Here is a 22,178-nt window from a genome sequence, read left to right as displayed (position 1 = left end):
CGGATTTCTCTCCATGCGTGGTCAGGTCCGGCGGAAACGCAGGTCGCAGGCATCACTACCGCCAGAAATGGAGCGGCATATGCTGAAACGATTGCACATGACCCTTTGTACACGTCGGTGCGCCGGGACGTCGGTTCCCTTGACGGGACGTCGTCCGGATCTTTCGCATGTGGATCACCTCTTGTGGCGACGCTCGAATTTGCATCCTCCCACTAGTCGCGTGTGAGCGTCAGCCCGAACGACGGCCGGCTCGCCGGCTCCGGGCCAGAACGATGGAAGGCCGGCCAAGCGCCGGCCTTTTCCTTTCCTTGCGATGTCCCGAAGGATCGACGGCAGCGCGGCCCATGCGTTCACCGCGCCAACCGCTCTGCCACGCGGCGTGTGATGTCCGCTGCTTCCTCGGCCTCGTTGCGCGAGACATCGAGGCAGGTGACCGCCCTCGCGAGGCGCCGGCCGAGCGGCAGCATGCGCACGCCCTCGGCCGCAAGCGCGTCGACGAATGTCCCGGCATCGATCGTCTCGAGGTCGATGCGCACGATATTCGTCTCCACGCCGGCGGGCTCGACCTTGATCCCCGGTGCGTCGGCGATGCCTCGCGCGAATGCAAGCGCATTGGCGTGGTCCTCGGCGAGACGGGCGCGGTGGTTCTCGAGGGCATGGAGCGCGGCGGCGGCCAGGATGCCGGCCTGACGCATGCCCCCGCCGAACTGCGAACGGATGCCGCGCGCGCGGGCGATGAGGTCGCGCGAGCCCGCGATGGCCGAGCCGACCGGCGCGCCGAGTCCCTTGGAAAAGCAAACGCTCACCGTATCGAACGGGGCGGCGAGTTCGGCCTCGGTGAGCCCGAGGGCGACGGCCGCGTTCCAGAGTCGGGCGCCATCGAGATGGAGGCGGCACCCCTCCCGGCGCGCGACCTCGGCGACGGCGGCGGTCGTGTCGGGGCGCCAGACGGTTCCGCCGCCGGCGTTGTGGGTGTTCTCCATCCAGACCAGTCCGGGACGATAATGATCGAGCAGCCGCATCTCGGGGTGCCGGATCGGCAGTGCCGACTCGAGTTGCTCCGGAGTGAATTTTCCTGCCTCGCCGGCAATGGCGATCGCCGCCACGCCCGAGACGCCAGCCGTTGCTCCCGCTTCGACGCGCAGCACGTGCGAACCGGTCTCCGCCGCGACGAACTGGCCCGGCCGAAGGTGGAGGCGCAGGGCGATCTGGTTGGCCATGGTGCCGGAAGGAACGAAAAGTGCGGCCTCCTTTCCGACCAGCCGTGCGGTCTCCGCTTCGAGCCGGTTCACGGTCGGGTCGTCGCTGAAGACGTCGTCGCCGACCTCGGCACGCGCGATCGCCTCGCGCATCGCCGCGGTCGGCCGCGAGGTCGTGTCACTCCTGAGGTCGATCATCGCTCGTCCTTTGCAGTTGTTGAATGAATTTCGTCCGTCGTTGTGGGGCGGTGCGCAGCCGTGTTCCGACCGCCCCCAATGACCCGGACCACTGCCGGCGGTTCGTCAGGCCGGGATGGTCATGGCAGCCTGCGGGCCCTGTTCCCGAAGAGCAATGGAGCGAGTGCCATGAAGGCGAGCCCGAATGGAAACAGCGCGCCTCGGCGCACATCGTAGCTCGTCAGATAGACGTCGAGGGGCAGGCCGAGCACGAGGATCGCAAGGCCGCTCTCGAGAACCACCAGTAGCAGCACGGCGAGGGCGCCCTCGGCAAGCCGGCCTGGACCATGCCCCTCCGTCGTCTCGCCGAAGATCCACCGTGCGATGAGCCACACGGCGATCAGCATCAGCGGGAACTCGATCCAGTGTGCCGCCTGCGCTCCAAAAAGCGGCGCGAGCGCCAATTCCCGCAGGGCGCCCAGGCAGAAGCCGGCGGCAAAGACGATCAGGCCGTACGCGATGACACGGCGCATTGCCTTGGCTGGCCCGGATCAAAAGAACGCCTGGAGGCCCGTCTGCGCCCGCCCGAGGATGAGCGCATGGATGTCGTGGGTCCCCTCGTAGGTGTTGACCGTCTCGAGGTTCACGGCATGCCGGATGACGTGATATTCGTCCGAAATGCCGTTTCCCCCATGCATGTCGCGCGCCATGCGGGCGATGTCGAGCGCCTTGCCGCAGTTGTTGCGCTTCATGAGGCTGATCAGTTCCGGCGATGCGATGCCCTCGTCCATCATCCGCCCGAGCCGGAGTGCCCCCTGCAGGCCGAGCGCGATTTCGGTCTGCATGTCCGCGAGCTTCTTCTGGATGAGCTGGTTCTGCGCGAGCGGTCGTCCGAATTGCTTGCGATCGAGCGTGTACTGGCGCGCCGCGAGCCAGCAGAACTCCGCCGCGCCCATGGCTCCCCACGCGATGCCGTAGCGGGCCCGGTTGAGGCATCCGAACGGCCCCTTGAGCCCCTTGACGCCCGGCAGCAGATTTGCCTCCGGAACCTCGACGTTGTCGAGCACGATCTCGCCCGTGACCGACGCCCGAAGGGATACTTTTCCCTCGATCTTCGGTGTCGAGAAGCCCGCCATCCCGCGCTCGAGGATGAAGCCTCGGATTTCCTCGCGCCCCGTTCCCTCGTCCTTGAGCTTGGCCCAGACTACCGCGATGTCCGCGACTGGCGAGTTCGAGATCCACATTTTCGATCCCGAGAGGCGGTAGCCGCCATCCGTCCGAACCGCCCGCGTCTTCATGCCGGCGGGATCCGATCCGGCATCGGGTTCCGTCAGACCGAAGCAGCCGACCAGTTCCCCGCTCGCCAGCCCCGGCAGGAAGCGCTCGCGTTGTTCCTGGGAGCCATAGGCATAGATCGGATAGATGACCAGGCTCGACTGCACGCTCATCGCAGAGCGATAGCCGGAATCGATCCGCTCCACCTCGCGGGCAACGAGACCATAGGCGACATAACCCTGGTCGGAGCCGCCGTAGACCTCCGGTAGCGTCACACCGAGCAGACCCATGTCGCCCATCTCGGTCATGATCGCGCGATCGAAGGTTTCGTTGCGGAAGGCCTCCTTGATGCGTGGCGCGAGCGCGTGCTCGCAGAACTGGCGCGCCGCGTCGCGCACCAGCCGCTCCTCCTCGGTCAGTTGCGCCTCGAGCCCGAACGGGTCCTCCCAGTCGAATGCGGCCAGCTCCGGGCGCGAGCTCGGGTTTTTCAGGTTGGCGTCCGTCAATACGATCATCTCGCTGCTCCGTTGTCGCGTGGGCCGCCCGACTGCTTTCGATGATCGGTCCGGGTCGTCGGCACCATGGTCTCTCCACCAGCATGCCACTCGCGGCTCGTTGGCGGCAAGCGGCGCCGGCCGATCAAGTCGAGGCCGCCTCGGCCTTGTCCGCCGGATTGTGCGCACCCGTCACCCGGATGGTGAAGGCATAGGCGAGTGCGAACTCGCGCAACCGCTCGAATCGACCGGGCGCGCCAGCGTGACCTGCCGACATGTTCATGCGCATCAACATCGGTTGGCCGCTCGTCGAGTGCGCCCTGAGGCGGGCGATCCACTTGGCCGGCTCCCAGTAGGTGACGCGGGGATCGGTGAGGCCGGCAATGGCCAGGATCGGCGGATAGGGCCTTGGTGCGACGTTGTCGTAGGGCGAATAGGAGGCGATGAGGTCGTACGCCTCGGCCGACTCGATCGGGTTGCCCCACTCGGTCCACTCCGGCGGCGTCAGCGGCAGGCTCGCATCGAGGATGGTATTGAGCACGTCGACGAACGGCACGAACGCGACCATCCCGGCAAAGAGCTCCGGCGCTCGGTTCGCGACCGCACCGATGAGGAGCCCTCCCGCCGAGCCGCCTTCGGCAACGATGCGTCCCTTCCCGGTGTAGCCTGCAGCGATGAGATGCTCGGCGGCGGCGACGAAGTCGGTGAAGGTGTTCACCTTGTGCTCGCGTTTGCCCTGGCGATACCACGCATAGCCCTTGTCCTTTCCGCCGCGCACGTGCGCGATGGCGCAGATGATGCCCCGGTCGGCGAGGCTGAGCCGGTTGGTGTTGAACGCGGCCGGGATCGAGATCCCGTAGGAGCCATAACCGTAGAGGTGCACCGGAGCGGTGCCGTCGATGGGCGTATCGCGGTGGTGGAAGAGCGAGATCGGCACGCTCTCGCCATCGGGTGCTGTCGCCATGATCCGCCGCGCGATGTAGTGGCTGGGGTCGTGCCCTGAGGGAACCTCCTGCGTCTTTCGCAGCACGCGGGCGCGCGTGACCATGTCGTAGTCGAACACTTGGGCCGGCGTGGTCAGGGACGAGTAGCTGAAGCGCAGCGTCGTCGTCTGGTGCTCGTAGCCAGGCGACATCCCGAGCCCATAGGCCTCCTCGTCGAACGCGATGGCATGCTCGGCGCCCGTCAGCCCTTCGCGAATGACGATGCGCGGCAGCCCGCTTTCGCGTTCGAGCCGAACGAGATGGCCGGCAAAGGCAGTCACATCGAGAATGAGGCGTCCAGGTCGGTGTGGCTCGATCTCCTCCCAGTGCTCCTCGCCGGGCGCGTCGACCGGCGCGGTGACGATCCTGAAATCCTCGGCACCCTGGTTGTTCGTCAGGATCACGAAGCGGTCGCCGACGTGTTCGAGGCCGTATTCGTGGCCACTGCGGCGGGCCGAAACGAGGCGCGGGGCCGTCTCGGGGGCGAGGGCGTCGACGACGTGCAGCTCGACGGTCTCGTGGTCGTTCGAACGGATGACGATGTGGGCACCGCTGAGCGTCGAGGAAACACTGACGAAGTATGCCGGGTCATCGTCCCGGTAGACCTCTACGTCGTCGTCGGACGGTGTCCCGACACGATGACGCATGACGGCGTAGGAGCGGTGGTTGTCGTCGAGGAGGGTGTAGAACAGCGTGCTCGAGTCGGCCGCCCAGACCATCCCGCCGGATGCATTCGCGATGCTGTCCGCGAGCGTCGTTCCGCTCACGAGATCCTTGATTCGTATGGTGTAGAATTCCGACCCCGCGAGGTCGACGGCATAGGCCAGCAACCGGTGGTCGGGCGAGTGCTCGGCCGCGCCGAGATTGAAGAAGTCGCATCCCTCGGCCATGGCGTTGCCGTCGAGCAGAACCTCGTCGCCGCCGCCGTCACGGGCCGAACGGCAGACCAACGGATACTCCCCGCCCTGCACGTGGCGCACGCTGTAGGCGTAGGGACCGTGCGGCGTCGGTACGCTCGAATCGTCTTCCTTGATGCGACCGCGCATTTCGGCGAGCAACGTTTCCTGCAACTCGGCGGTGTCGGCGAGGACAGCGTCGGCGTAGGCGTTTTCGGCCTCGAGATGGGCACGGATCGGTTCGGCGAGCGTTGCCGGATCACGCATCACCTGCTGCCAGTTCTCCGCCCGCATCCAGGCATACTCGTCCGCGCGCCTGCGACCGTGGGCTTCGAGCCGGACCTCGATGCGATCCGGCGCCGGTGGCTGATGGGTGCTGCGGGTGAGCGCCATGGTGTGTCCTTTCCAATCATTTTCGGCGCGCGGGCGGGAGCATGTCCGAGCGTTGCGCGCCCCTGTGCGAACCAACGGCAACGCAGCCTCCCTCTAGAGGGGGCTTGTATGGTGCGTTCGCCGAGGATCGATGACGCGGGCCGGTCGCACCGCCGCGTCTCGCTAGGGAGTGGAGCCGGGAGGCCACCCGCTCGGGCGGCCGATCGGCAGGTCAGTCCTGCGATGGCTCGAAGTCGAGTGCAACCCCGTTCATGCAGTATCTGAGACCGGTCGGCTCGGGTCCATCCGGAAAGACGTGACCGAGATGGGCATCGCATGTCGCGCAGCGCACCTCGGTTCGCACCATCAGCCAACTGCGGTCCACGTGCTCCGTCACGGCATCGGGGCTGACCGGCTCGAAATAGCTCGGCCAACCGGTGCCGGAATCGAACTTGGCCTCTGCATCGAACAGCGGTGAGCCGCAGCACACGCACTTGTAGATGCCGGCGTCCTTGTGGGCGTGATACGCGTGGCTGAAGGCACGTTCGGTGCCATGCTTGCGCGCGACGCGGTACTGCTCGCTCGTCAATTGCGCCTTCCATTCGTCGTCCGATTTCTGGACGCGCGGGCGCTGTGTCTCTTGCGGCTTGCTCATCTCGGCTCCACATCTGCACGGCTCGCTGCGCCTGGGGAATGGCGGCTCGTCGAGCACCGGGGCAGGTCACTCGCAGCGACGACTTGACGGACAGGATAGTCGTTGGCGCAGCGCCTTCCTAGGCCCCGTCGTCGGGAGCAGCGCATACGCCTGCCTCGAACATGCTCTTGGACCGCGAACGGCCTTGATATTGGGCGCGATTGTAATAGAACCGTGGCACTTGGTGAGGGCATCCGGAGTGGGACTCGCCGCGGGCCTTTGAATTCGGGGGAATGATGCGGCTCGCGAGCCTGGCTTTCTTTCTTTCGGTCTTCTGGCTGCTGCTTTCCGGCCACTATACACCCATGCTGTTGGCGCTCGGCGCGCTATCGGTCCTGGGCGTCGTGGCGTTGACCAGCCGCATGGGCCTCATCGACGATGAAGGCCACCCGATCGGATTTGCCTGGGGCGCCATGACCTATTGGCCCTGGCTCGCTTGGGAAATCGCCAAATCCAGCGTCTCGGTCGCCCGCATCATCTGGTCCCCGTCGCTGCCCATCTCACCGAGGATGGTCGAGGTCGAGGGCCATCAGCGCACCGCCGTCGGTCTCTGCACCTATGGCAACTCCATCACCCTGACGCCGGGAACGGTCACGGTCGGCATCGCCGGCCAGTCGCTCACGGTGCATGCCTTGACCAAGGAGGGCGCCGAAGACGTCGTCGCCGGTTCCATGGACAGGCGCGTCAAATCCTTCGAGGGGAGCTGATGATGTTCGCCGCGGTCGCCACGGCAATTCTCGTTGCCCTCGCTCTTGCCTTGGTTCGCGCGCTGCGCGGCCCGACGGTTTTCGACCGGGTACTCGCCGCCAACACCATCGGCACCCTCGCCATTCTCCTCCTTGCAGTGTTCGGCTTCATGACCGGACGGCCGGATTTCCTGGACATCGGCATCACCTATGGTCTCTTGAACCTGGTTGGTACGCTGGCGGTCCTCAAATACTGGCGCTACGGCACGCTCGGCGGCAGCGGGACGGAGGACGAGGCTTGATGCTGGAGCTGGCCCGGGAAATCGCAACGGCCAGCCTCCTCGGGCTCGGCTCGTTCTTCGTTGTCACCGGCGCGATCGGGATCATCCGCATGCCGGACATGTTCACCCGCATGCACGCGGCCGGCATGATCGACACGCTCGGCGCCGCGCTCATCATCGCCGGCTTGGTGTTGGAGTCCGGATTCACCCTGATCTCTCTGAAGTTGCTCGTTCTTCTCCTGCTGTTCTTTTTCACGAGCCCGGTTGCGAGCCATGCCCTGGCGCGCGCCGCGCTTTATGCCGGGCTGAGGCCGCGGGTCTCCGACGATTCGCTGAAGCTCGCCGATCCGCGCCATCAGCGCGCCGGCAAGCCGGCTGCACGGCGCTGAGGGAGGCGGCATGGAAGCCTTCATCAACATGATCCTCCTGACCCTGATGGCCATCGTCACTCTGGCCATCATGCGCATGAAGGACCTGTTCGGCGTCGTCATCCTCGCCGGCATCTATAGTTTCCTCATGGCGAGCGTGTTCGTGGTGCTCGATGCCGTCGATGTCGCGATGACCGAGGCGGCCGTCGGCGCCGGCATGTCGACCGTACTGTTCCTCAGTGCCCTCTACCTCACGAGCGCGCGCTCGGCCGGTCCGCTGCACTCGGGGGGCGTGGCGCTGACCCTCGCGCTGGTCACCGCGGGCGTTCTGATCTACGCCACGCTCGGCCTGCCGGAGTTTGGCACCGCCGACGCGCCGATCCACAAACACGTCGCCGACCGATACCTCGCCAAGTCCATCGAGGAGACGACGGTGCCCAACGTCGTGACGTCGATTCTGGCGAGCTACCGTGGCATGGATACGCTCGGCGAGGTGGCTGTCGTCTTCACCGCGGGCATTGGCGTTTTCATGTTGCTGACCGGCATGCGGCGCCCCGGCGCCCGAACCGCCGATGACGAGGGCGAGGCTCTGCCCGACGATGTCAAGGCGGAAGCCACGCGCGGCATTCCGCGCCTCTTCACCGACGACTTGAAGCCGCGCGCCGAGGGCGGCGCAGCCGCAACCAAGCGCCGGCCACAGCACGCGCGCGGCAAGGGGCATCGCAAATGAAGCTCGACATCATCCTGCGCGTCGTCGCCAAGCTCCTCATGCCATTCATGCTGATTTTCGCGCTCTATGTGCAGTTCCACGGCGACTTTGGACCTGGCGGTGGCTTCCAGGCCGGTGTGATCGTGGCGGCGACCCTCATCCTCTATGCGCTCATTTTCGGTCTCGATGCCGTCCAGCGCGTGGTGCCGCTGCGCGTTCTGGCCGTGCTTGCGCCGCTCGGCGTTCTGATCTTTGCCGGGGTCGGCGTCGCCGGGATGCTTCTCGGTGGCCAGTTCCTCAACTATTCCGTTCTCGACAGCCACGATCCGGCGCACGGCCAGCACATCGGCATCATCCTCGTCGAACTCGGTGTTCTCGTCACGGTCGCTTCGACCATGGCGGCGCTTTTCTATCTCTTTGCGGGGCGTGGCCGATGAACCCTTTGCTTTCCGAATTCATCGCCCACTACAATCACTGGATCACCATCTTCCTCATGGTGGCCGGGCTCTACATTGTCATCGCCAAGGACAACCTCATCAAGAAGCTCGTTGGCGTCGCGTTGTTCCAGACCTCCGTCTTTCTCCTCTACATTTCACCGGGCAAGATCCTCGGCGGTACGGCGCCAATCCTCGATCCACGGTTCGCGGTCTATTCCAACCCGTTGCCGCACGTACTGATCCTGACCGCGATCGTCGTCGGTGTCGCGACAATCGCCCTTGGCCTCGCGCTCGTCGTTCGCATCCACGAGAGTTACGGATCGATCGACGAGGACCGCATCCTTGAGATGGATGAGGATCGATGAACGCATCCGCGACCATGGGCCTCGCCGAGCAGTTGCCGGCGCTCGTTGTGGTGACGCCGCTGATCGGCTCGCTGCTGACCGCCGTGTTGCCGCGCGGCCATCTCGCATGGGCCGTTTCGCTGCTCGTCACCTGGGCGTGCGCGGTGATGGCGTTTCTCCTCCTCGGCAAGGTCGCCGGGGGGGAGGTGATCTCCTACCATCTCGGTGGCTGGCCACCGCCGTGGGGGATCGAGTACCGGATCGACCGGCTGTCCGCCTTCCTGCTGTTCCTCGTCACCGGTGTATCGGCGGTGATGGTGCCCTTCGCGCTGCGCAGCGTCGAAAGCGAGATCGCATCGCACAAGCAGGCGTGGTTCTACACCATGTACCTGCTTTGCCTTTGTGGCCTGGTCGGAATCGTGGTGACGGGTGACGCGTTCAACGCGTTCGTATTCCTCGAGATTTCCTCGCTCTCAGCTTATGCGATGATCGCGCTCGGTCGCGACCGCCGGGCACTGGTCGCGGCCTACCAGTATCTCGTCATGGGGACCATCGGGGCGACCTTCTATGTCATCGGTGTCGGCTTCCTCTACAGTCTGACGGGCAGCCTCAACATGGTCGACGTGTCGACGCGTCTCGGTGCGCTCGGCTTCGCCCCGCCCGTTCTCGCCGCCCTCGCCTTCCTCTTCGTCGGCCTCGGCCTCAAGCTCGCGCTCTTTCCGCTCCACAGCTGGTTGCCTGGCGCCTATGCCTATGCGCCGTCTTTCGCGACGACCTTCCTCGCCGCCACGGCCACCAAGGTCGCGATTTATCTCATGGTGCGGTATTTCTATTCCGTCTTCACGGCGAGCCGCATCTTCGAGGCCCTCCCGATCAACGACATCCTGATAGCGCTCTCGCTCGCCGGCATTTTCGGCGCCTCGATCGTGGCGTTCTTCCAGAGCGACATCAAGCGGCTGCTCGCTTATTCCTCCGTCTCACAGATCGGCTACATGACGCTCGGGGTCGGCCTCGCCAATCTCGACGGCCTGACGGGCGGCCTCGTGCATCTCCTCAACCATGCCGTCACGAAAGCCGCCCTCTTCCTCGCCGTCGGCTTCGTGTTCCTGCAGTGGCGCACCTGTCGGCTCGAGGACCTCGCCGGCATCGGCCGGCGGATGCCGCTGACGTTGCTCGCCTTCGCCATCGCGGGCATGAGCCTCGTCGGTGTGCCGGGCACGGCCGGCTTCGTTTCCAAGTGGTATCTGGCGCTCGGGGCCATAGAGAAGGGTTGGTGGTGGATGGTGATCGCCATCATGGTCTCTTCGCTGATTTCCCTGTTCTACGTCGGGCGCGTCCTGGAACTGGCGTTCATGCGCCCGCAGCCGGAGGTGATGGCCTACCGCAAGCCGTCGGTTGCCAGTTCGCCGTGGACCATGACGGTCCCGCTCGCGGTCCTGACGCTCGCGGTCGTGGCCCTCGGTCTCGATGCGACATACGGGGCCGACCTCGCGCGCGCGGCCGCCGAGATGCTGATCGCAAGGGGTCCCTGATGCTCGCTTCCCTTTCCGATGTCGAGCTGCTCGCCGCGATCCTGCTGGTCGCCCCGCTTGGCTGCCTGCTAATTCTGCTGTTCTCGTTCGAGCGCAATCTGCGCGAGACCGCGACGCTCGCGACGGCCGCAGCGCTTTTTCTCGGGATCGTCGAACTCGCCGGGCGTGTGCTCGCCGGCGCCCGCCCTGGTCTCGAGGTCGCAGAGATCGCGCCCGGCTTTTCGATCGCGTTCGCCGTAGAGCCTCTCGGCATGCTGTTCGCGGTGATCGCGAGCGGCCTCTGGATCGTGAATTCGATCTATTCGATCGGCTACATGCGTGGCAACGACGAGCCGCGTCAGACCGTTTTCTATCTCTGCTTCGCCATCGCGATTGCAGCAACCATCGCGCTCGCCCTCTCGGCGAACCTCGTCACGCTTTTCATCTTCTACGAGATCCTGACGATCTCCACCTACCCGCTTGTCGTCCACAAGGCCAACAGCGAGGCGGTCGCCGCCGGACGCGTCTATCTCGCGCTCCTGATGGGATCGTCGGTGGTCCTGCTGCTGCCGGCCGTGATTTTCACCTATGCGCTCGCCGGAACCACGGATTTCACCGCTGGTGGTGTCCTGGCCGGCAAGGCGGACTATGCGACGCTCGGCTTTCTCCTCTTTCTCTTCGCCTTCGGGATCGGCAAGGCCGCCCTGATGCCTGGCCATTTCTGGTTGCCGGCCGCGATGGTAGCGCCGACCCCGGTCTCGGCGCTGCTGCACGCCGTTGCGGTCGTCAAGGCCGGCGTCTTCACGCTCCTCAAGGTCGTGGTCTACACCTTCGGTCTCGACGCGCTTTCCGCCTCGGGTCAGGGCGAGTGGCTCGTGTGGCTCGCCGGCTTCACGCTGATAACCGCCTCCCTCATCGCGCTCCACCAGGACAACCTCAAGAAGCGCCTCGCCTATTCGACGGTCTCGCAGCTCTCCTACGTGATCCTGGCGGCCGCCATCCTGACACCGATCTCGGCCGTTGGCGCCGCCATGCACATCGCCGCGCACGCCGTCAGCAAGATCACGCTCTTTTTTGCCGCCGGCTCCGTCTACACCGCCGCCCACATCACCGAGATCAGCCAGATGCGTGGCATCGGACGGCGTATGCCTGTGACCATGGGCGCATTCGCGATCGGCGCGATAAGTATGATCGGGTTGCCGCCGACGGCCGGCTTTCTCGGCAAGTGGTTCATCCTTTCGGGGGCGGCTGGCAGCGGGCAATGGTTCGCGGTTGCCGTCATCGTGGCGAGCACGGTGCTCAACGCTTGTTATTTCCTCCCGATCATCTACACCGCGTTCCTGCCCCCCGCCGCCGACGTCGGCGCCGCGCATGCGTCTGGTCATGCCCGCGCCGATGAATTCCACGGCGCGCCCTGGCAGATCGTGTTCGCCATTTCGATGACCGCGCTCATGACGCTCGCCCTCTTTTTCTATCCCGACCCTGTTCTCGAACTGGCACGTCAGATGGTCGTGGTTGGAGAAGGCCGATGAGCGAGCCGCGTCAGGATCACTGGTTGGTGCGACCGGGCACCGTGCGCGTGCTCTGGGGAGCGTTCGCCGCACTCCTCGCCCTGACCGTGCTCGCCGATCTTTTCGTCGAGCACTACAACCATTTCGGCATCGAGGACGGCTTCGGTTTCGGCGCCTGGTTCGGCTTTGCCGTGTGCGTCGTCCTCGTGGCTGGATCGAAGCTTCTCGGCCTCGTCCTCAAGCGCCCGGATACCTATTATGATGATTGAGGCGAACACGTATCCGCCGGGCCTGCCGCTCATCGTCGCCGGCCTGCTGCTGCCGCTGCTGCCGGCCGTGCTCAGACCGCTATTGGTGCTCGGCGCCCCGATCCTCTCGGTGCTCCTCGTGCTCGCGACCGGCGATGGGCCGCAGCTGACCCACCAATGGCTCGGCCACACCCTGGTCCCCGTTGCGGGCGACGATCTGAGCCGTTTGTTCGGCCTCGTCTTTTCGCTGGTGGCCGTGACGGGGGCGGTCTTTGCGCTCGGCCAGTCGAACCGTCTCGAGATACCGGCCGCCTTCGTTTATGGCGGTGCGGCGATTTCGGCGGTGTTTGCGGGTGATCTGATCACGCTCTTCGTTTTCTGGGAAGTGATGGCCATCGCCTCGACGCTCGTCGTCTTCGCGGGCGGTCCTGCGGCGCGCGGGGCGGGCCTGCGCTATGCCGCCATTCACTTTCTCGGCGGGGTCCTGCTCATGGCGGGGATTGCCGGCGAGGTGGCCTCGACGGGTTCGATCGCCTTCGTGGCCTTCGATATCTCGACTTGGCCGCGCGTGCTCATGCTGGCCGGCATCCTCATCAACGCCGGCGCCCCACCGCTCGCGGCCTGGCTGCCCGACAGCTATCCCGAGGCGTCCTGGAGCGGCATGGTTTTCCTTTCCGCATTTACGACCAAGACGGCTGTGTATGCGCTCATCCGCGGCTTTCCGGGGGTCGAACTGCTCGTGCCGATCGGTCTCTTCATGGTGTTCTACGGGATCGTCTTTGCGATCCTCGAGAACGACGTGCGCCGCGTTCTCGCCTACAGCATCGTAAATCACGTTGGCTTCATGGTAACGGCCGTCGGTGTCGGCACGACACTGGCGCTCAACGGCGCGGCAGCCCATGCCTTCGCGCACATCCTCTACAAGACCCTCTTGGTCATGGCGGCCGGATCGGTGCTGCTGATGACCGGTAAGCGCAAGTGTACGGATCTCGGCGGATTGTTCCGGACCATGCCGCTCACCTGCCTTTTCACCGTGATCGGCGCGCTCTCGCTCGCTGCGTTCCCGTTCACGGCGGGCTTTTCCGCCAAATCGCTCATCACCGCATCCGTGGCCGAGGCCCATCTGGCGACCGTTTGGTTTCTGCTCGCGGCAGCCTCGGCCGGTGCCATGATTTATGCTGGTCTGAAGCTTCCCTGGTTCGTCTTTTTCGACCGGGATTCCGGCCTTCGCCCGGCCGAGCCGCCGCTCAACATGCTTGCCGTCATGGCGCTGCTCTCGGTCGCCTGCATTGCCGTGGGCGTTGCCCCCCGCCTGCTCTACGATCTCCTGCCGCACCCGGTGGACTACGAGCCCAACACGGCATCGCACATCGTCTATCAGCTGCAGTTGCTGCTCTTTTCCGGCCTCGCCTTCTTCCTGATGCTCGGCTGGCTGAGGCGCACGCTGACGATCACGCTCGATTTCGACTGGCTCTGGCGTCGCCCCGGAGCATGGGTGGCCGCAACGCTCTGGATGCTGCTCTCCGAACTCTGGAGGTTCGGCTCGGGCGTCGTGCGAGCGAGTGGCTCCTATGCGCTGGACACCCTCACCCGCCAGAACGGGCCACATGGCTTGCTCGGTCGCCAATGGCCGACCGGCAGCATGGCCTTCTGGACCACGGTGCTGCTGGGCGGTTCGCTACTGGCGTACTATTGGCAGTGAGTCCTCGGCGAGCTGGCCAACGCGTGACCAGCGACAAGGTTCACGAATACTTGTTGGGCACCATTCCACAGCGATCCAACGCTCACGGCGGGCAAGTGACCCATCGTATGCAGTGCCCGTTGTCTGCCGAACCTTCTGTCTGAATGTGGCGAAAGCTCGAAGACTACTCTCGCTATGCGCTTAATGTTTCTGCGAATTCAAAGTTGATCTGGCACCCGTAGTATCGCTACAGATGAGCGCATGGGCGCTTCTGTTGCGGGTGCAGTCGCGCGCAGAGTGAACATGTTTATCGAAGAGGACCGCGACCAGATTCACCAAGACGATGCACAGATCGGGACCGGTTGGCGGCGGCCCCGATGAGCGCTTCGTCATGAGGGGGCTCGCCGTGTTCCGGCGCATCGATCGGTCGATCGGCGTGGGACATGACGGGGGGTACGCGGCAAAGGGAGTAACGCAATGGACGATCCGAACTCGCAGGAGCGCTACGAGTTGATCGAACTCACCGCCGAGATCGTGGCTGCCTTCGTCAGTCACAACGCGGTTGCCGTGACTGACGTCTCGAGCCTCATCAGCGAAGTCCACGACGCTTTGTCGCGGGCAACCAATCGAAGCGAGCCGCTGGCCCGCGAGGAGCTTCGTCCGGCCGTCCCGATCAAGAAATCGGTCACCCCCGATTTCATCATCTGCCTGGAGGACGGCAAGAAGTTCAAGCAGCTCAAGCGGCACCTGCGCACGCATTACGATCTCTCGCCCGAGGACTATCGCGAGAAGTGGGGCTTGCCGGCCGATTACCCGATGGTGGCGCCCAACTATGCCAGGGCCCGTTCCCAGCTGGCAAAGCAGATGGGGCTCGGTCAGCGCCGCAAGACTGGTCGCCCCAAGGCCGTCCGCGTCTAGCGCCCCGCATTTCCTGCCTCCCCCCGTACCTCCGGACTGGCGCGCAGGACCCGGCGCGCCCTTCGACCCACCGCCAGCCACAGCTGCGCGAACCGCGTGCGCGCCGAGGTGCTGTGACACGAACGAGGACCAAACCCCGGCTCCCGATTGCTCTGCGAGCGATCGGCGGCCGATGGCTTGCCTCCACCCTTCGTTTGGATGGGGAAATTTACCCTCGAGGGCACCCATCATTTCACTGTGAGGCCCGTCACAGTCCCCGCACGCCATATCGTGCCTAATCTTGTCCTGGTGCCAGTGCTCCAGTGACAGGGTTGAAAAATGCTTCGACAACTTGACCACGTAGCTGCCATTCGTCACGCCCCCGGCTTGCTCGACGCCGAGCAACGGGGAGTGCGCATCGCGGTGGGATCATCGCTCGTCGCACTCGTTGCGAGCGTCCACGGCGTCGGCTTGGCGGAACTCGCCTTGCGCACGCGCGGACGGGCCCCGATCGCCTTTGCGCGACAGGTTGCGATGTATCTTGCGCACGTCACTTGCGGACTGACGTTGACGGAGGTCGGTCGCCTCTTCGATCGCGACCGCACGACCGTCGCCCATGCCTGCCGCTTGATCGAACTGCGGCGCGACGAGGCGCCGTTCGATCAGGCCCTCGATGTCCTGGAAGCCATTGCGATGGTCCGCCTGCGCGGGGCCGGCATCCACGGTATTCCGGGAGAGGACTGCCGATGATCGCGCGAACGACGACCGGAAGCGGGGCGCACGCCGGAATCGGTCTCCTTGCCCTGGTCAAGGCGCTTGCCCGCCCAAACGCGCACCTGGCCATCGGGCCGGGCACGTCACGCTGGTGCATTGCGGTTCCGAACGGCCCCGACGGCGAAATGCAGTCGCGATCCCTCGACATCGAGAACTCGATCGTCGAAGCCGCGCTCTCATCGGGTGTGCTGACGCGTGACGGTGGTCGGGTGCGCCTATCACCCGCCGGCCTCGCCTGGTTGAAACGCCGGATGTGCGACGGGGATGGGTTCACCGGCCAGCATCGCGTCGAGGTGTCGCGCCCGGTCGGCCCGCGCCAAGCCGACGTGCTGGTGGAGAACCTCATGGAAAGCCCCCTCGCCTGGTTGCGGAGCCGCACCGGCCGGGACGGCAAGCCGTTCATCTCGGACGAGGCGTTCGCGGCCGGCGAGCGGTTGCGGCGCGACTATACGTTCGCCTCCATGGAGCCCCGTGTGACGATGTCGTGGGCGCCGGCGGGCGGCGCCGGCCGTTCCGGTCGCAGGGGCCCGGCCCCGAACCCGGGCGATCTGCGTGACGACGTGCTCGCGGCCCGCGAGCGAGTTTATCGAGCGCTCGATGCCGTGGGCAGGGACCTTGCTTTGGTCTTGCGGCTCGTTTGTTGCGAGCAGACCGGCATCGCGGAGGTCGAACGGCGCATGGGCTGGTCACCCCGTTCCGGCAAACACATCCTCGAGATCGCGCTCCAGATGCTGGCGGTGCATTATGGGATCGCGAGACCGGCGCGCCAGACCGTTCCACGCTTTACCCATTGGGGTGCCGACGGCTACCGCCCGGGGCTCGACGGCGATTGAGCTGTGGCCGCCGGGCAGCCGCTGGCCGGGCCCTTCGCGGCCCCTAGGCCGATCCGCCTCCGCTCCCCACAGCCGAGGCCCGCCGCGCGTCGGCACGCACGCGCTCGACCATGGACGCCAGGCCGTTCGAGCGCTGTGGTGTAAGGTGCTCGGTCAGGCCCAGCTCCGCGAACACGCTCTGGGCATCGATTTCGAGGATCTCGCGTGCCCGACGTCCGGACATGAGGGCAAACAACACCGCGATGAGTCCCTTGACGATGGAGGCGTCGCTGTCGCCGAGGAATTCAAGGCGCGGATTGGCGGGGTCCTCCGTCGGAATGACGTGCGTTTCGAGCCAGACCTGACTGGCACAGCCGCGGACCTTGTTGGCGTCGTTGTGGGCCTCACTCGCCAGCACGGGCAACGCCCGCCCGAGCTCGATGACATAGCGGTAACGGTCCTCCCAATCGTCCAGGTAGGCAAAGTCCTCGCGGATCGCGTCGATGTCGGCCGGTTTGCTCGCCATTGCCGCCTCGCTTTCTTCCACACCGCCGTCGGACACCCCTAACGGCGACAAAAAATATCGACATTGCAGCGACTTGTCAGAGCCGAATTCAGGAAAGCTTCACCCTGTCGGGGCATAGCTTTGGGGGAATGGCCCGGAATTGTACGGCGTTGAGGACCATGACACCGATTCAAGCGCGCTTCTCGATCCTCGGCCCTCTGCTGCTGATGGCAGGGGTCGCAGGCAATGCCCTCTTCTTGCAGGCCGAGGGGACCGGCGCAAGGTGGCGAGCCCCGGTAGAGTCGCAGGCGTGGCCCCAGGCCGCCGCCGGCACCGGCGGAGCGACGATCGACACGACCTCTGGAGCAGGCGGCGGGGCGCGCCTCGTTCGGATCGTCGACCAGGCACCCGTGCCAGGCCTTTCGAGCCCCTCGGCCGGCTCCGGCAGCGGCGCTGGCGCCTCGAACGCCGCGCCAACGGCCGCCGCGAGTGGCGAGGATCCGACGAAGTCCAATCCGGTCGCCACTATTCAGAGAGAGTTGATCGAGCGGGGCTATGAACCCGGGCCGATCGATGGGGTTGTCGGCCTCATGACCCGCGCTGCGGTGATGGCCTACGAATTCGACGAAGGTCTCGCAATCACGGCTGAACCCGGCCAGGCGCTCTTGAAGCACCTCGTTTTCGGCGGAACCTCCATGCGCGGTGACGGCAACCCGCGTTCGGCGAGCGAGAATGCCCGCCGCGTCACGCGCAGCGTCCAGGAATTGCTGGTTCGACTGGGCTATGCGGGGGGGCCGGCGACGGGCGAGCAGGATGCCGCCACGCGTTCGGCCATCCGCGCCTTCGAGCGTGATCACGGCATGGCGCCGACGGGGCGGATATCCGGCCGGCTCGTCAGCCAGATCAGCCGCGCCGGCAATGTGCGCATGACCATCGTGGCGGAGTGGAATTGAGCGGCGGGCATTGACGTTCGTGTTGAAGTCGGCTCCTGTCCGCTCATGCGTCTGAAATCGGAAGTCTGGGTCCAGGCCTATCTGCGGCGGGTCAACGCCGCAGGGGCGAGCGCGATGCTGGTTCGCCGCGGCGACCGCGATGCAGGTGCGATCTACATCAAGATTTGCGACCTCGGGGGCCTCGCCTGGCTGTTTTCCCCCGCACCTCCCTCGCTCTCGCCGGAAGGACCGGCGCAGAGTTGGGCTGCCGAATTCGATGGCGATGCCCGCCCGGAGCGCGAGGTGGACGAGCGCCTCGCCGGCCTCCTCTCATACGATCGGGATATCTGGATCATCGAGGTTGAGGATCGGGGTGGGAGGCATTTCCTCACCGATTGGCTCAACTGATGTTCCGCATTATTTCGCGCCAATACAACTTGACCTCGGATACTTGCCAAATCAGCACACTCCGAAGTCATTTTCATATCATGACGTCAGCAATATCTTGCTCTTAGACAGCGGTTAACCCTCATTTGGAAAACCATGTTCGTGCAAGTTCGGCGCATCGCATGGACGTGCATTTCCGGGTCCCGCCACGCTGGGGTGGCTTGGCGGCAATCCGGGCGGGGGACTGCACATGGGGATTATTCTTGAATTCGGACCGCGCGAGAGCGGCACGCGCCGTCGCCGCGTCGCCTCGACTGGGGATGGAAATTGTGAGGTCGTGATCTTCCCGGGGGTGCGCATCGAGCGCTACGGTGACCGTCCGCAGCAGAGCGACACCCGTCTGGCGGCGGCCGGCATCCCGGGCGAGTAGGTGACGCGGGAGCGGTCGTGCCTTCGCGTTCGCGTCGGCTTCGCAAGCGATCGTCCATCCTGCCGAGACTATTCTTCGGTTTCTTCGCATCGTGCGCGCGAGAGCGCCTCGGTGGTGAGGGCTTCGTAGGCCGGGCCCTTGACGGGCGCACGCAGGATTACGATGCCCTTGGGCTCCGTGAGCGGCACGGTGAGTGTGCTTGCCATCGCGCCTTCGGCAACGGGGGCCGACGTCGTTTCAGCCTGCGAGCGCGTCAATACCAGCGAAATCTTCTGATGCTGCAGGTCGGTTCCGCCGATCGTGTAGCTGTTGAGGCCGAGGCGATTGTAGATGGCGATCGACCAGGAACCCTCGAGCATCTCCGTGGAAAAGGTGACGGCGCCTTTCGTCACGTCGAACTGGCAAACGGCGTAGTGCACGTCCGGTGACATGAGCGGCAGCGCCATCTCGCCCGGTTTTGCCCGGGCCAGCACCTGCAGCGTATTGACGGGATAGCGCACACCGAGCTGTTGCCATGCGCGCGCCGGTGCGATGTGGGGCAGCGTCAGGATCGCCAGCACGTGAACGAGCCCGCCCGCCAGCACTCCGAGCAGCACATAATAGTATGTCCAGCTGTCGAGCAGTCCCTTCAGCCTCAGCATTTGAGCCTCCGGATCGACGGCAGCTCTGCGGCCTCCTCGCTGCTCGTGCGCTCGTCGGCTCGGTAGGTCGGTCGATAGACGCGCAGGACGAGCTGCATCCGACTATCGCCGCCCGTGGGCAGCCAGTTGCCCGGGACGGGTTCGCGAGCGAGGAAAATCTTGTAGTTGCCCGAATGATCGCGCAGCAGCGCCGACCCGTTGAGCGAATAGCGCTCGGCCACCGTTCGCATGAGTTGACCGTTGAGATCGTATGCGGTGAGGCTCCACCACTCCGCGTTCGGTCCGCGTCCCTCGATCTGATACGTGCAGTCGGCATCGAGCCTGCGCCCGTCACTGTCGGTCGTGGCGAAATAATAGAGCGCCGACGTGCTGGTCACGGGCAGGCGTCCCGAGCGGGCGATATAGGCGCGCGTATAGGGATCGGCGTCGACCCGACCAGCCGCCGCCCAGACCGTCCAAGGACCGATTTTCCGCACCCAGAGCGGCGTGCCGGCGCTGATGGCATACCACGCGCTGCCGATGCCCGTGACGAGCGCCACCACCACCAGGATCGCGAAGTTGACGAGGAACCGCAGGGCCTCGGGTGGCCGCTTGCGATATCGGATCAGACCCACCGGGCGCACGTCACATGCTCCGGGCGGCGTGGACGATTTGTTGGCCGCCGCGACGCCGGGTGTCGCCGAGCCTCGATCCCGCGCGCCGCCTCATTGCGCCGCTCCACGGGCGATGCCGTTGCCATCGAGCGCTGCCCGCTCGCCGAGCGCCTCCGCCTGTTCGCTCGCCTCACGCAGCTTTTCCGCGATCGCCGCGAGCAGGTCCCGCGTCGCGACCGGCATTATTCTGTTGCGCTCCTCTTCGGTCGCAGCGGTCGGCTGGCTCTTGGCGAGCGCCGCAAGCCGCTGCAGTTCGGCGATCTGGTTCGGGTGGAGCGGCAATCCGGGTATTGCCGGGATGTTCGGTGAATCGTGCGCCCCCACCATGAACTCGCGCCAGATCGAGGCGGGCACGCTGCCCCCCGTGGCGCGCGCCGTCGGCGTGAAATCGTCGTTGCCGAACCAGACCCCTGCTGCGTACTTGCCCGTAAACCCGAGGAACCACGCATCGCGATAGCTCGAGCTGGTGCCCGTCTTGCCGCCCGACGTCGTGAAATCCAGGAAGGCGCGCTTGCCCGTACCGGCCGTCACCACCTCCCCCAGCATGTAATTGAGGTCCGCGACGACGCGCTCCTCGAAGAGCCGGACCCGCGGCTCGGCATCCCGGTCGCGGCGGTAGACCACCTCCCCGCTGCTCGACGTGATGTCGAGAATACCGTAGGGCTTGGCCGACATGCCTCCGTTTGCGAACACCGCATAGGCCCCAGTCTGCTCCAGCACCGTAATGCCGTCGTCGCCGAGCGCCATCGTGCAGCTCGGCCGCACCCGCCGAATGCCCATGCGCTCCATGTTGTCGATGACGGTTTCGCGCCCGACCTCGTGGCTGAGCTTTACGGCGACCGTGTTCGTCGAGCGTGCGAGGGCCGAGGCCAGCGTCAGCCGGCCGCCGTAGCCGCCTGAGTAGTTCTTGACGACGTGGCCTCGTCCGCACGAGAAGGGCGTGTCGCTGACGATGGTATTCGGCCGGTAGCCATGCTCGACCGCCGTCAGATAGACGTAGGGCTTGAACGACGAGCCCGGCTGGCGGCGGGCGGACGTCGCCCGGTTGAACTGGCTTTCGCCATAGTCGCGGCCGCCGACGAGGGCACGCACCGCGCCATCCGTCTCCATGGCGACCAACGCGGTCTGACTACGCTTTTGCACCTTGCCGTCCGTCCGCATCACGTGCGCCACGGCATTGTCGGCGACCTGCTGAAGTCTGAGGTCGATTGTCGTTCGTGCTGTCACGACATACGTGTTGCGCCCGTCGAGCAGCCGCCGCACTTCCTCGAACGCCCAGTCGAGGAACCAGTCCGGGCTGTTCGGGTTCTCGATCTGCACGATTTCGGCGGGATTGATGCGGGCGGCGTGGACTTGTCCTTCCGTCATGAAGCCCGCCTCGACGAGGTTGTCGAGCACCTCCGTCGTGCGCTGGCGGGAGGCCGCGAGATTGATGTGCGGGGCGTAGCTGGTCGGCGCCTTGTAGAGCCCGGCGAGCAGCGCCGCCTCCGCCACCGTGAGGTCGCGAACGGACTTGTTGAAATAGAACTGCGAGGCCGCTTCGACGCCGAAGGCGCCGCCACCGAGATAGGCCCGGTCGAGATAGAGCTTCAGGATCTCCTGCTTGGTCAGATGCGTCTCGAGCCAGAAGGCGAGGAACGCCTCCTTGATCTTGCGCTCGATGGAGCGTTCCGACGTCAGGAAGAGGTTCTTTGCCAGCTGCTGGGTGAGCGTGCTGCCGCCCTGGACCACCGCGTTCGCTCTGAGGTTTTCGATGAGGGCGCGCGCGGTTCCGAGGAAGTCGATGCCGATGTGCTGATAAAAGCGGCGGTCCTCCGTCGCCAGCGTCGCCTTGATGAGATAATCGGGGATCTCCTCCAGCGGCACCGCGTCCGAGTGCAAAACGCCGCGCTTGCCGATTTCCTTGCCGTTCACGTCGAGCAGCGTCACGCTGTACTCGCCGCGCGCCAGCCAGTCCTCACGGTCGACGGCCTGGAACGATGGAATGGCGAGCAGCAGCATGGCGGCCGCGCCTGCCGTGCCCAGCGTGAAGCCTTCCGAGAGAACCTCGCATGCGACCCGCCGCAAGCCGGTGACCCTGAACCGTCCGGCGAAGGCAGCCGCGGCGGCCCACTTGTCGAGCAGCATGCACCAGAGGCGATAGAGGCTCGAATCCAGCCAGGCGTCCACCGCCAACGGACTGATGAACCGGCTTCCGCCACCACGCTTGAAGAACCAGTCGCTCACGTTTCCGACCTGTCCCGATCTGCAGCCAATCCCACTTTCGCTCGCGCGCTTCGCT

At 65.5% G+C, this 22,178-nt stretch carries 25 protein-coding genes; 16 read left to right on the top strand and 9 right to left on the bottom strand.

The features are described 5' to 3' along the window. Window positions 1-350 precede the first annotated feature (350 nt). From GC150_12605 to msrB, 5 genes are all read right to left on the bottom strand, one after another. Window positions 351-1,397, bottom strand: a complete 1,047-nt coding sequence (locus GC150_12605; protein MBI1385742.1) for an aminotransferase class I/II-fold pyridoxal phosphate-dependent enzyme — start codon at window positions 1,395-1,397, stop codon at window positions 351-353. 119 nt (window positions 1,398-1,516) lie between these two features. Continuing rightward, entirely contained in the window at window positions 1,517-1,909 is a 393-nt protein-coding gene (locus GC150_12600; GenBank protein MBI1385741.1) for a hypothetical protein, read from the bottom strand. A gap of 18 nt (window positions 1,910-1,927) precedes the next feature. Then, complete coding sequence (locus GC150_12595; GenBank protein ID MBI1385740.1) at window positions 1,928-3,166, bottom strand: acyl-CoA dehydrogenase; 1,239 nt, start codon at window positions 3,164-3,166, stop codon at window positions 1,928-1,930. 124 nt (window positions 3,167-3,290) lie between these two features. Continuing rightward, window positions 3,291-5,417, bottom strand: a complete 2,127-nt coding sequence (locus GC150_12590) for a prolyl oligopeptidase family serine peptidase (GenBank protein MBI1385739.1) — start codon at window positions 5,415-5,417, stop codon at window positions 3,291-3,293. 211 nt (window positions 5,418-5,628) lie between these two features. Continuing rightward, window positions 5,629-6,051: a peptide-methionine (R)-S-oxide reductase MsrB gene (msrB, locus tag GC150_12585; protein MBI1385738.1), complete on the bottom strand. Its 423-nt coding sequence runs from the start codon at window positions 6,049-6,051 to the stop codon at window positions 5,629-5,631. A gap of 272 nt (window positions 6,052-6,323) precedes the next feature. On the opposite strand from msrB, the gene GC150_12580 reads away from it, so the two are divergent. The 13 genes from GC150_12580 (at window position 6,324) to GC150_12520 (ending at window position 16,370) form a co-directional block, all read left to right on the top strand. Continuing rightward, window positions 6,324-6,797: a cation transporter gene (locus GC150_12580; protein MBI1385737.1), complete on the top strand. Its 474-nt coding sequence runs from the start codon at window positions 6,324-6,326 to the stop codon at window positions 6,795-6,797. Next, complete coding sequence (locus GC150_12575) at window positions 6,797-7,078, top strand: pH regulation protein F (protein ID MBI1385736.1); 282 nt, start codon at window positions 6,797-6,799, stop codon at window positions 7,076-7,078. Before GC150_12580 ends, GC150_12575 begins: the two co-directional genes overlap by 1 nt. Next, a complete protein-coding gene (locus GC150_12570) occupies window positions 7,078-7,446 on the top strand; it encodes a hypothetical protein (GenBank protein ID MBI1385735.1) in 369 nt (122 codons plus the stop codon). The genes GC150_12575 and GC150_12570 overlap by 1 nt, the downstream gene beginning before the upstream one ends. A 10-nt stretch (window positions 7,447-7,456) precedes the next feature. Next, on the top strand, window positions 7,457-8,155 hold the full coding sequence (locus GC150_12565; protein ID MBI1385734.1) for a DUF4040 domain-containing protein: 699 nt from the start codon (window positions 7,457-7,459) through the stop codon (window positions 8,153-8,155). Next, the gene (locus tag GC150_12560) at window positions 8,152-8,571 is read left to right on the top strand and encodes a Na(+)/H(+) antiporter subunit B (GenBank protein MBI1385733.1); all 420 of its coding nucleotides are present in this window, start codon (window positions 8,152-8,154) and stop codon (window positions 8,569-8,571) included. Before GC150_12565 ends, GC150_12560 begins: the two co-directional genes overlap by 4 nt. Beyond that, window positions 8,568-8,936, top strand: coding sequence for a Na+/H+ antiporter subunit C (locus tag GC150_12555; GenBank protein ID MBI1385732.1), 369 nt, complete (start codon window positions 8,568-8,570; stop codon window positions 8,934-8,936). Before GC150_12560 ends, GC150_12555 begins: the two co-directional genes overlap by 4 nt. A 14-nt stretch (window positions 8,937-8,950) precedes the next feature. Beyond that, entirely contained in the window at window positions 8,951-10,447 is a 1,497-nt protein-coding gene (locus GC150_12550; GenBank protein ID MBI1385731.1) for a monovalent cation/H+ antiporter subunit D family protein, read from the top strand. Continuing rightward, a complete protein-coding gene (locus tag GC150_12545; GenBank protein ID MBI1385730.1) occupies window positions 10,447-11,958 on the top strand; it encodes a monovalent cation/H+ antiporter subunit D family protein in 1,512 nt (503 codons plus the stop codon). Before GC150_12550 ends, GC150_12545 begins: the two co-directional genes overlap by 1 nt. Beyond that, on the top strand, window positions 11,955-12,206 hold the full coding sequence (locus GC150_12540) for a hypothetical protein (protein ID MBI1385729.1): 252 nt from the start codon (window positions 11,955-11,957) through the stop codon (window positions 12,204-12,206). The genes GC150_12545 and GC150_12540 overlap by 4 nt, the downstream gene beginning before the upstream one ends. Beyond that, a complete protein-coding gene (locus GC150_12535) occupies window positions 12,199-13,887 on the top strand; it encodes a Na(+)/H(+) antiporter subunit D (protein ID MBI1385728.1) in 1,689 nt (562 codons plus the stop codon). Before GC150_12540 ends, GC150_12535 begins: the two co-directional genes overlap by 8 nt. A 456-nt stretch (window positions 13,888-14,343) precedes the next feature. Beyond that, a complete protein-coding gene (locus GC150_12530; protein ID MBI1385727.1) occupies window positions 14,344-14,784 on the top strand; it encodes a MucR family transcriptional regulator in 441 nt (146 codons plus the stop codon). A 318-nt stretch (window positions 14,785-15,102) separates the two neighbouring features. Next, window positions 15,103-15,513 carry a chromosomal replication initiator DnaA gene (locus GC150_12525; GenBank protein MBI1385726.1) on the top strand — a complete coding sequence of 137 codons (411 nt, stop codon included), beginning with the start codon at window positions 15,103-15,105 and terminating at the stop codon, window positions 15,511-15,513. Next, window positions 15,510-16,370 (top strand): hypothetical protein, encoded by an 861-nt coding sequence (locus GC150_12520; GenBank protein ID MBI1385725.1) that lies wholly within the window; start codon window positions 15,510-15,512, stop codon window positions 16,368-16,370. The genes GC150_12525 and GC150_12520 overlap by 4 nt, the downstream gene beginning before the upstream one ends. A gap of 43 nt (window positions 16,371-16,413) precedes the next feature. Here the strand turns inward: GC150_12520 and GC150_12515 are convergent, their stop codons facing one another. Further along, window positions 16,414-16,875: a cysteine desulfuration protein SufE gene (locus GC150_12515; protein MBI1385724.1), complete on the bottom strand. Its 462-nt coding sequence runs from the start codon at window positions 16,873-16,875 to the stop codon at window positions 16,414-16,416. A 128-nt stretch (window positions 16,876-17,003) separates the two neighbouring features. Here GC150_12515 and GC150_12510 point away from each other — a divergent pair, with 128 nt between their 5' ends. From GC150_12510 to GC150_12500, 3 genes are all read left to right on the top strand, one after another. Further along, on the top strand, window positions 17,004-17,807 hold the full coding sequence (locus GC150_12510; GenBank protein ID MBI1385723.1) for a hypothetical protein: 804 nt from the start codon (window positions 17,004-17,006) through the stop codon (window positions 17,805-17,807). 45 nt (window positions 17,808-17,852) lie between these two features. Next, window positions 17,853-18,194: a DUF1491 family protein gene (locus GC150_12505; GenBank protein ID MBI1385722.1), complete on the top strand. Its 342-nt coding sequence runs from the start codon at window positions 17,853-17,855 to the stop codon at window positions 18,192-18,194. Window positions 18,195-18,423: 229 nt separating this feature from the next. Beyond that, a complete protein-coding gene (locus tag GC150_12500; protein ID MBI1385721.1) occupies window positions 18,424-18,603 on the top strand; it encodes a hypothetical protein in 180 nt (59 codons plus the stop codon). 68 nt (window positions 18,604-18,671) lie between these two features. Here GC150_12500 and GC150_12495 read toward each other — a convergent pair whose 3' ends face one another. From GC150_12495 to GC150_12485, 3 genes are all read right to left on the bottom strand, one after another. Continuing rightward, window positions 18,672-19,244 (bottom strand): hypothetical protein, encoded by a 573-nt coding sequence (locus GC150_12495; protein ID MBI1385720.1) that lies wholly within the window; start codon window positions 19,242-19,244, stop codon window positions 18,672-18,674. Next, complete coding sequence (locus tag GC150_12490; GenBank protein ID MBI1385719.1) at window positions 19,238-19,867, bottom strand: DUF1214 domain-containing protein; 630 nt, start codon at window positions 19,865-19,867, stop codon at window positions 19,238-19,240. Before GC150_12490 ends, GC150_12495 begins: the two co-directional genes overlap by 7 nt. An 81-nt stretch (window positions 19,868-19,948) precedes the next feature. Continuing rightward, the gene (locus tag GC150_12485; GenBank protein ID MBI1385718.1) at window positions 19,949-22,123 is read right to left on the bottom strand and encodes a PBP1A family penicillin-binding protein; all 2,175 of its coding nucleotides are present in this window, start codon (window positions 22,121-22,123) and stop codon (window positions 19,949-19,951) included. Window positions 22,124-22,178 lie beyond the last annotated feature (55 nt).

The organism is Hyphomicrobiales bacterium, from assembly GCA_016125495.1.
Lineage (GTDB): Bacteria > Pseudomonadota > Alphaproteobacteria > Rhizobiales > RI-29 > RI-29.
This window is presented reverse-complemented; position numbering and strand designations above follow the sequence as displayed.

What these genes read in the sequence shown, in the direction of transcription:
- GC150_12525 (MBI1385726.1), top strand. Translation starts at nt 15,103, where the DNA reads ATGCTTCGACAACTTGACCACGTAGCTGCCATTCGTCACGCCCCCGGC.
- GC150_12590 (MBI1385739.1), bottom strand. Translation starts at nt 5,417, where the DNA reads ATGGCGCTCACCCGCAGCACCCATCAGCCACCGGCGCCGGATCGCATC.
- GC150_12545 (MBI1385730.1), top strand. Translation starts at nt 10,447, where the DNA reads ATGCTCGCTTCCCTTTCCGATGTCGAGCTGCTCGCCGCGATCCTGCTG.
- GC150_12500 (MBI1385721.1), top strand. Translation starts at nt 18,424, where the DNA reads ATGGGGATTATTCTTGAATTCGGACCGCGCGAGAGCGGCACGCGCCGT.
- msrB (MBI1385738.1), bottom strand. Translation starts at nt 6,051, where the DNA reads ATGAGCAAGCCGCAAGAGACACAGCGCCCGCGCGTCCAGAAATCGGAC.
- GC150_12605 (MBI1385742.1), bottom strand. Translation starts at nt 1,397, where the DNA reads ATGATCGACCTCAGGAGTGACACGACCTCGCGGCCGACCGCGGCGATG.
- GC150_12510 (MBI1385723.1), top strand. Translation starts at nt 17,004, where the DNA reads ATGGCCCGGAATTGTACGGCGTTGAGGACCATGACACCGATTCAAGCG.
- GC150_12540 (MBI1385729.1), top strand. Translation starts at nt 11,955, where the DNA reads ATGAGCGAGCCGCGTCAGGATCACTGGTTGGTGCGACCGGGCACCGTG.
- GC150_12550 (MBI1385731.1), top strand. Translation starts at nt 8,951, where the DNA reads ATGGGCCTCGCCGAGCAGTTGCCGGCGCTCGTTGTGGTGACGCCGCTG.
- GC150_12495 (MBI1385720.1), bottom strand. Translation starts at nt 19,244, where the DNA reads ATGCTGAGGCTGAAGGGACTGCTCGACAGCTGGACATACTATTATGTG.
- GC150_12575 (MBI1385736.1), top strand. Translation starts at nt 6,797, where the DNA reads ATGATGTTCGCCGCGGTCGCCACGGCAATTCTCGTTGCCCTCGCTCTT.
- GC150_12570 (MBI1385735.1), top strand. Translation starts at nt 7,078, where the DNA reads ATGCTGGAGCTGGCCCGGGAAATCGCAACGGCCAGCCTCCTCGGGCTC.
- GC150_12555 (MBI1385732.1), top strand. Translation starts at nt 8,568, where the DNA reads ATGAACCCTTTGCTTTCCGAATTCATCGCCCACTACAATCACTGGATC.
- GC150_12580 (MBI1385737.1), top strand. Translation starts at nt 6,324, where the DNA reads ATGATGCGGCTCGCGAGCCTGGCTTTCTTTCTTTCGGTCTTCTGGCTG.
- GC150_12530 (MBI1385727.1), top strand. Translation starts at nt 14,344, where the DNA reads ATGGACGATCCGAACTCGCAGGAGCGCTACGAGTTGATCGAACTCACC.
- GC150_12560 (MBI1385733.1), top strand. Translation starts at nt 8,152, where the DNA reads ATGAAGCTCGACATCATCCTGCGCGTCGTCGCCAAGCTCCTCATGCCA.
- GC150_12565 (MBI1385734.1), top strand. Translation starts at nt 7,457, where the DNA reads ATGGAAGCCTTCATCAACATGATCCTCCTGACCCTGATGGCCATCGTC.
- GC150_12535 (MBI1385728.1), top strand. Translation starts at nt 12,199, where the DNA reads ATGATTGAGGCGAACACGTATCCGCCGGGCCTGCCGCTCATCGTCGCC.
- GC150_12515 (MBI1385724.1), bottom strand. Translation starts at nt 16,875, where the DNA reads ATGGCGAGCAAACCGGCCGACATCGACGCGATCCGCGAGGACTTTGCC.
- GC150_12600 (MBI1385741.1), bottom strand. Translation starts at nt 1,909, where the DNA reads ATGCGCCGTGTCATCGCGTACGGCCTGATCGTCTTTGCCGCCGGCTTC.
- GC150_12520 (MBI1385725.1), top strand. Translation starts at nt 15,510, where the DNA reads ATGATCGCGCGAACGACGACCGGAAGCGGGGCGCACGCCGGAATCGGT.
- GC150_12595 (MBI1385740.1), bottom strand. Translation starts at nt 3,166, where the DNA reads ATGATCGTATTGACGGACGCCAACCTGAAAAACCCGAGCTCGCGCCCG.
- GC150_12505 (MBI1385722.1), top strand. Translation starts at nt 17,853, where the DNA reads ATGCGTCTGAAATCGGAAGTCTGGGTCCAGGCCTATCTGCGGCGGGTC.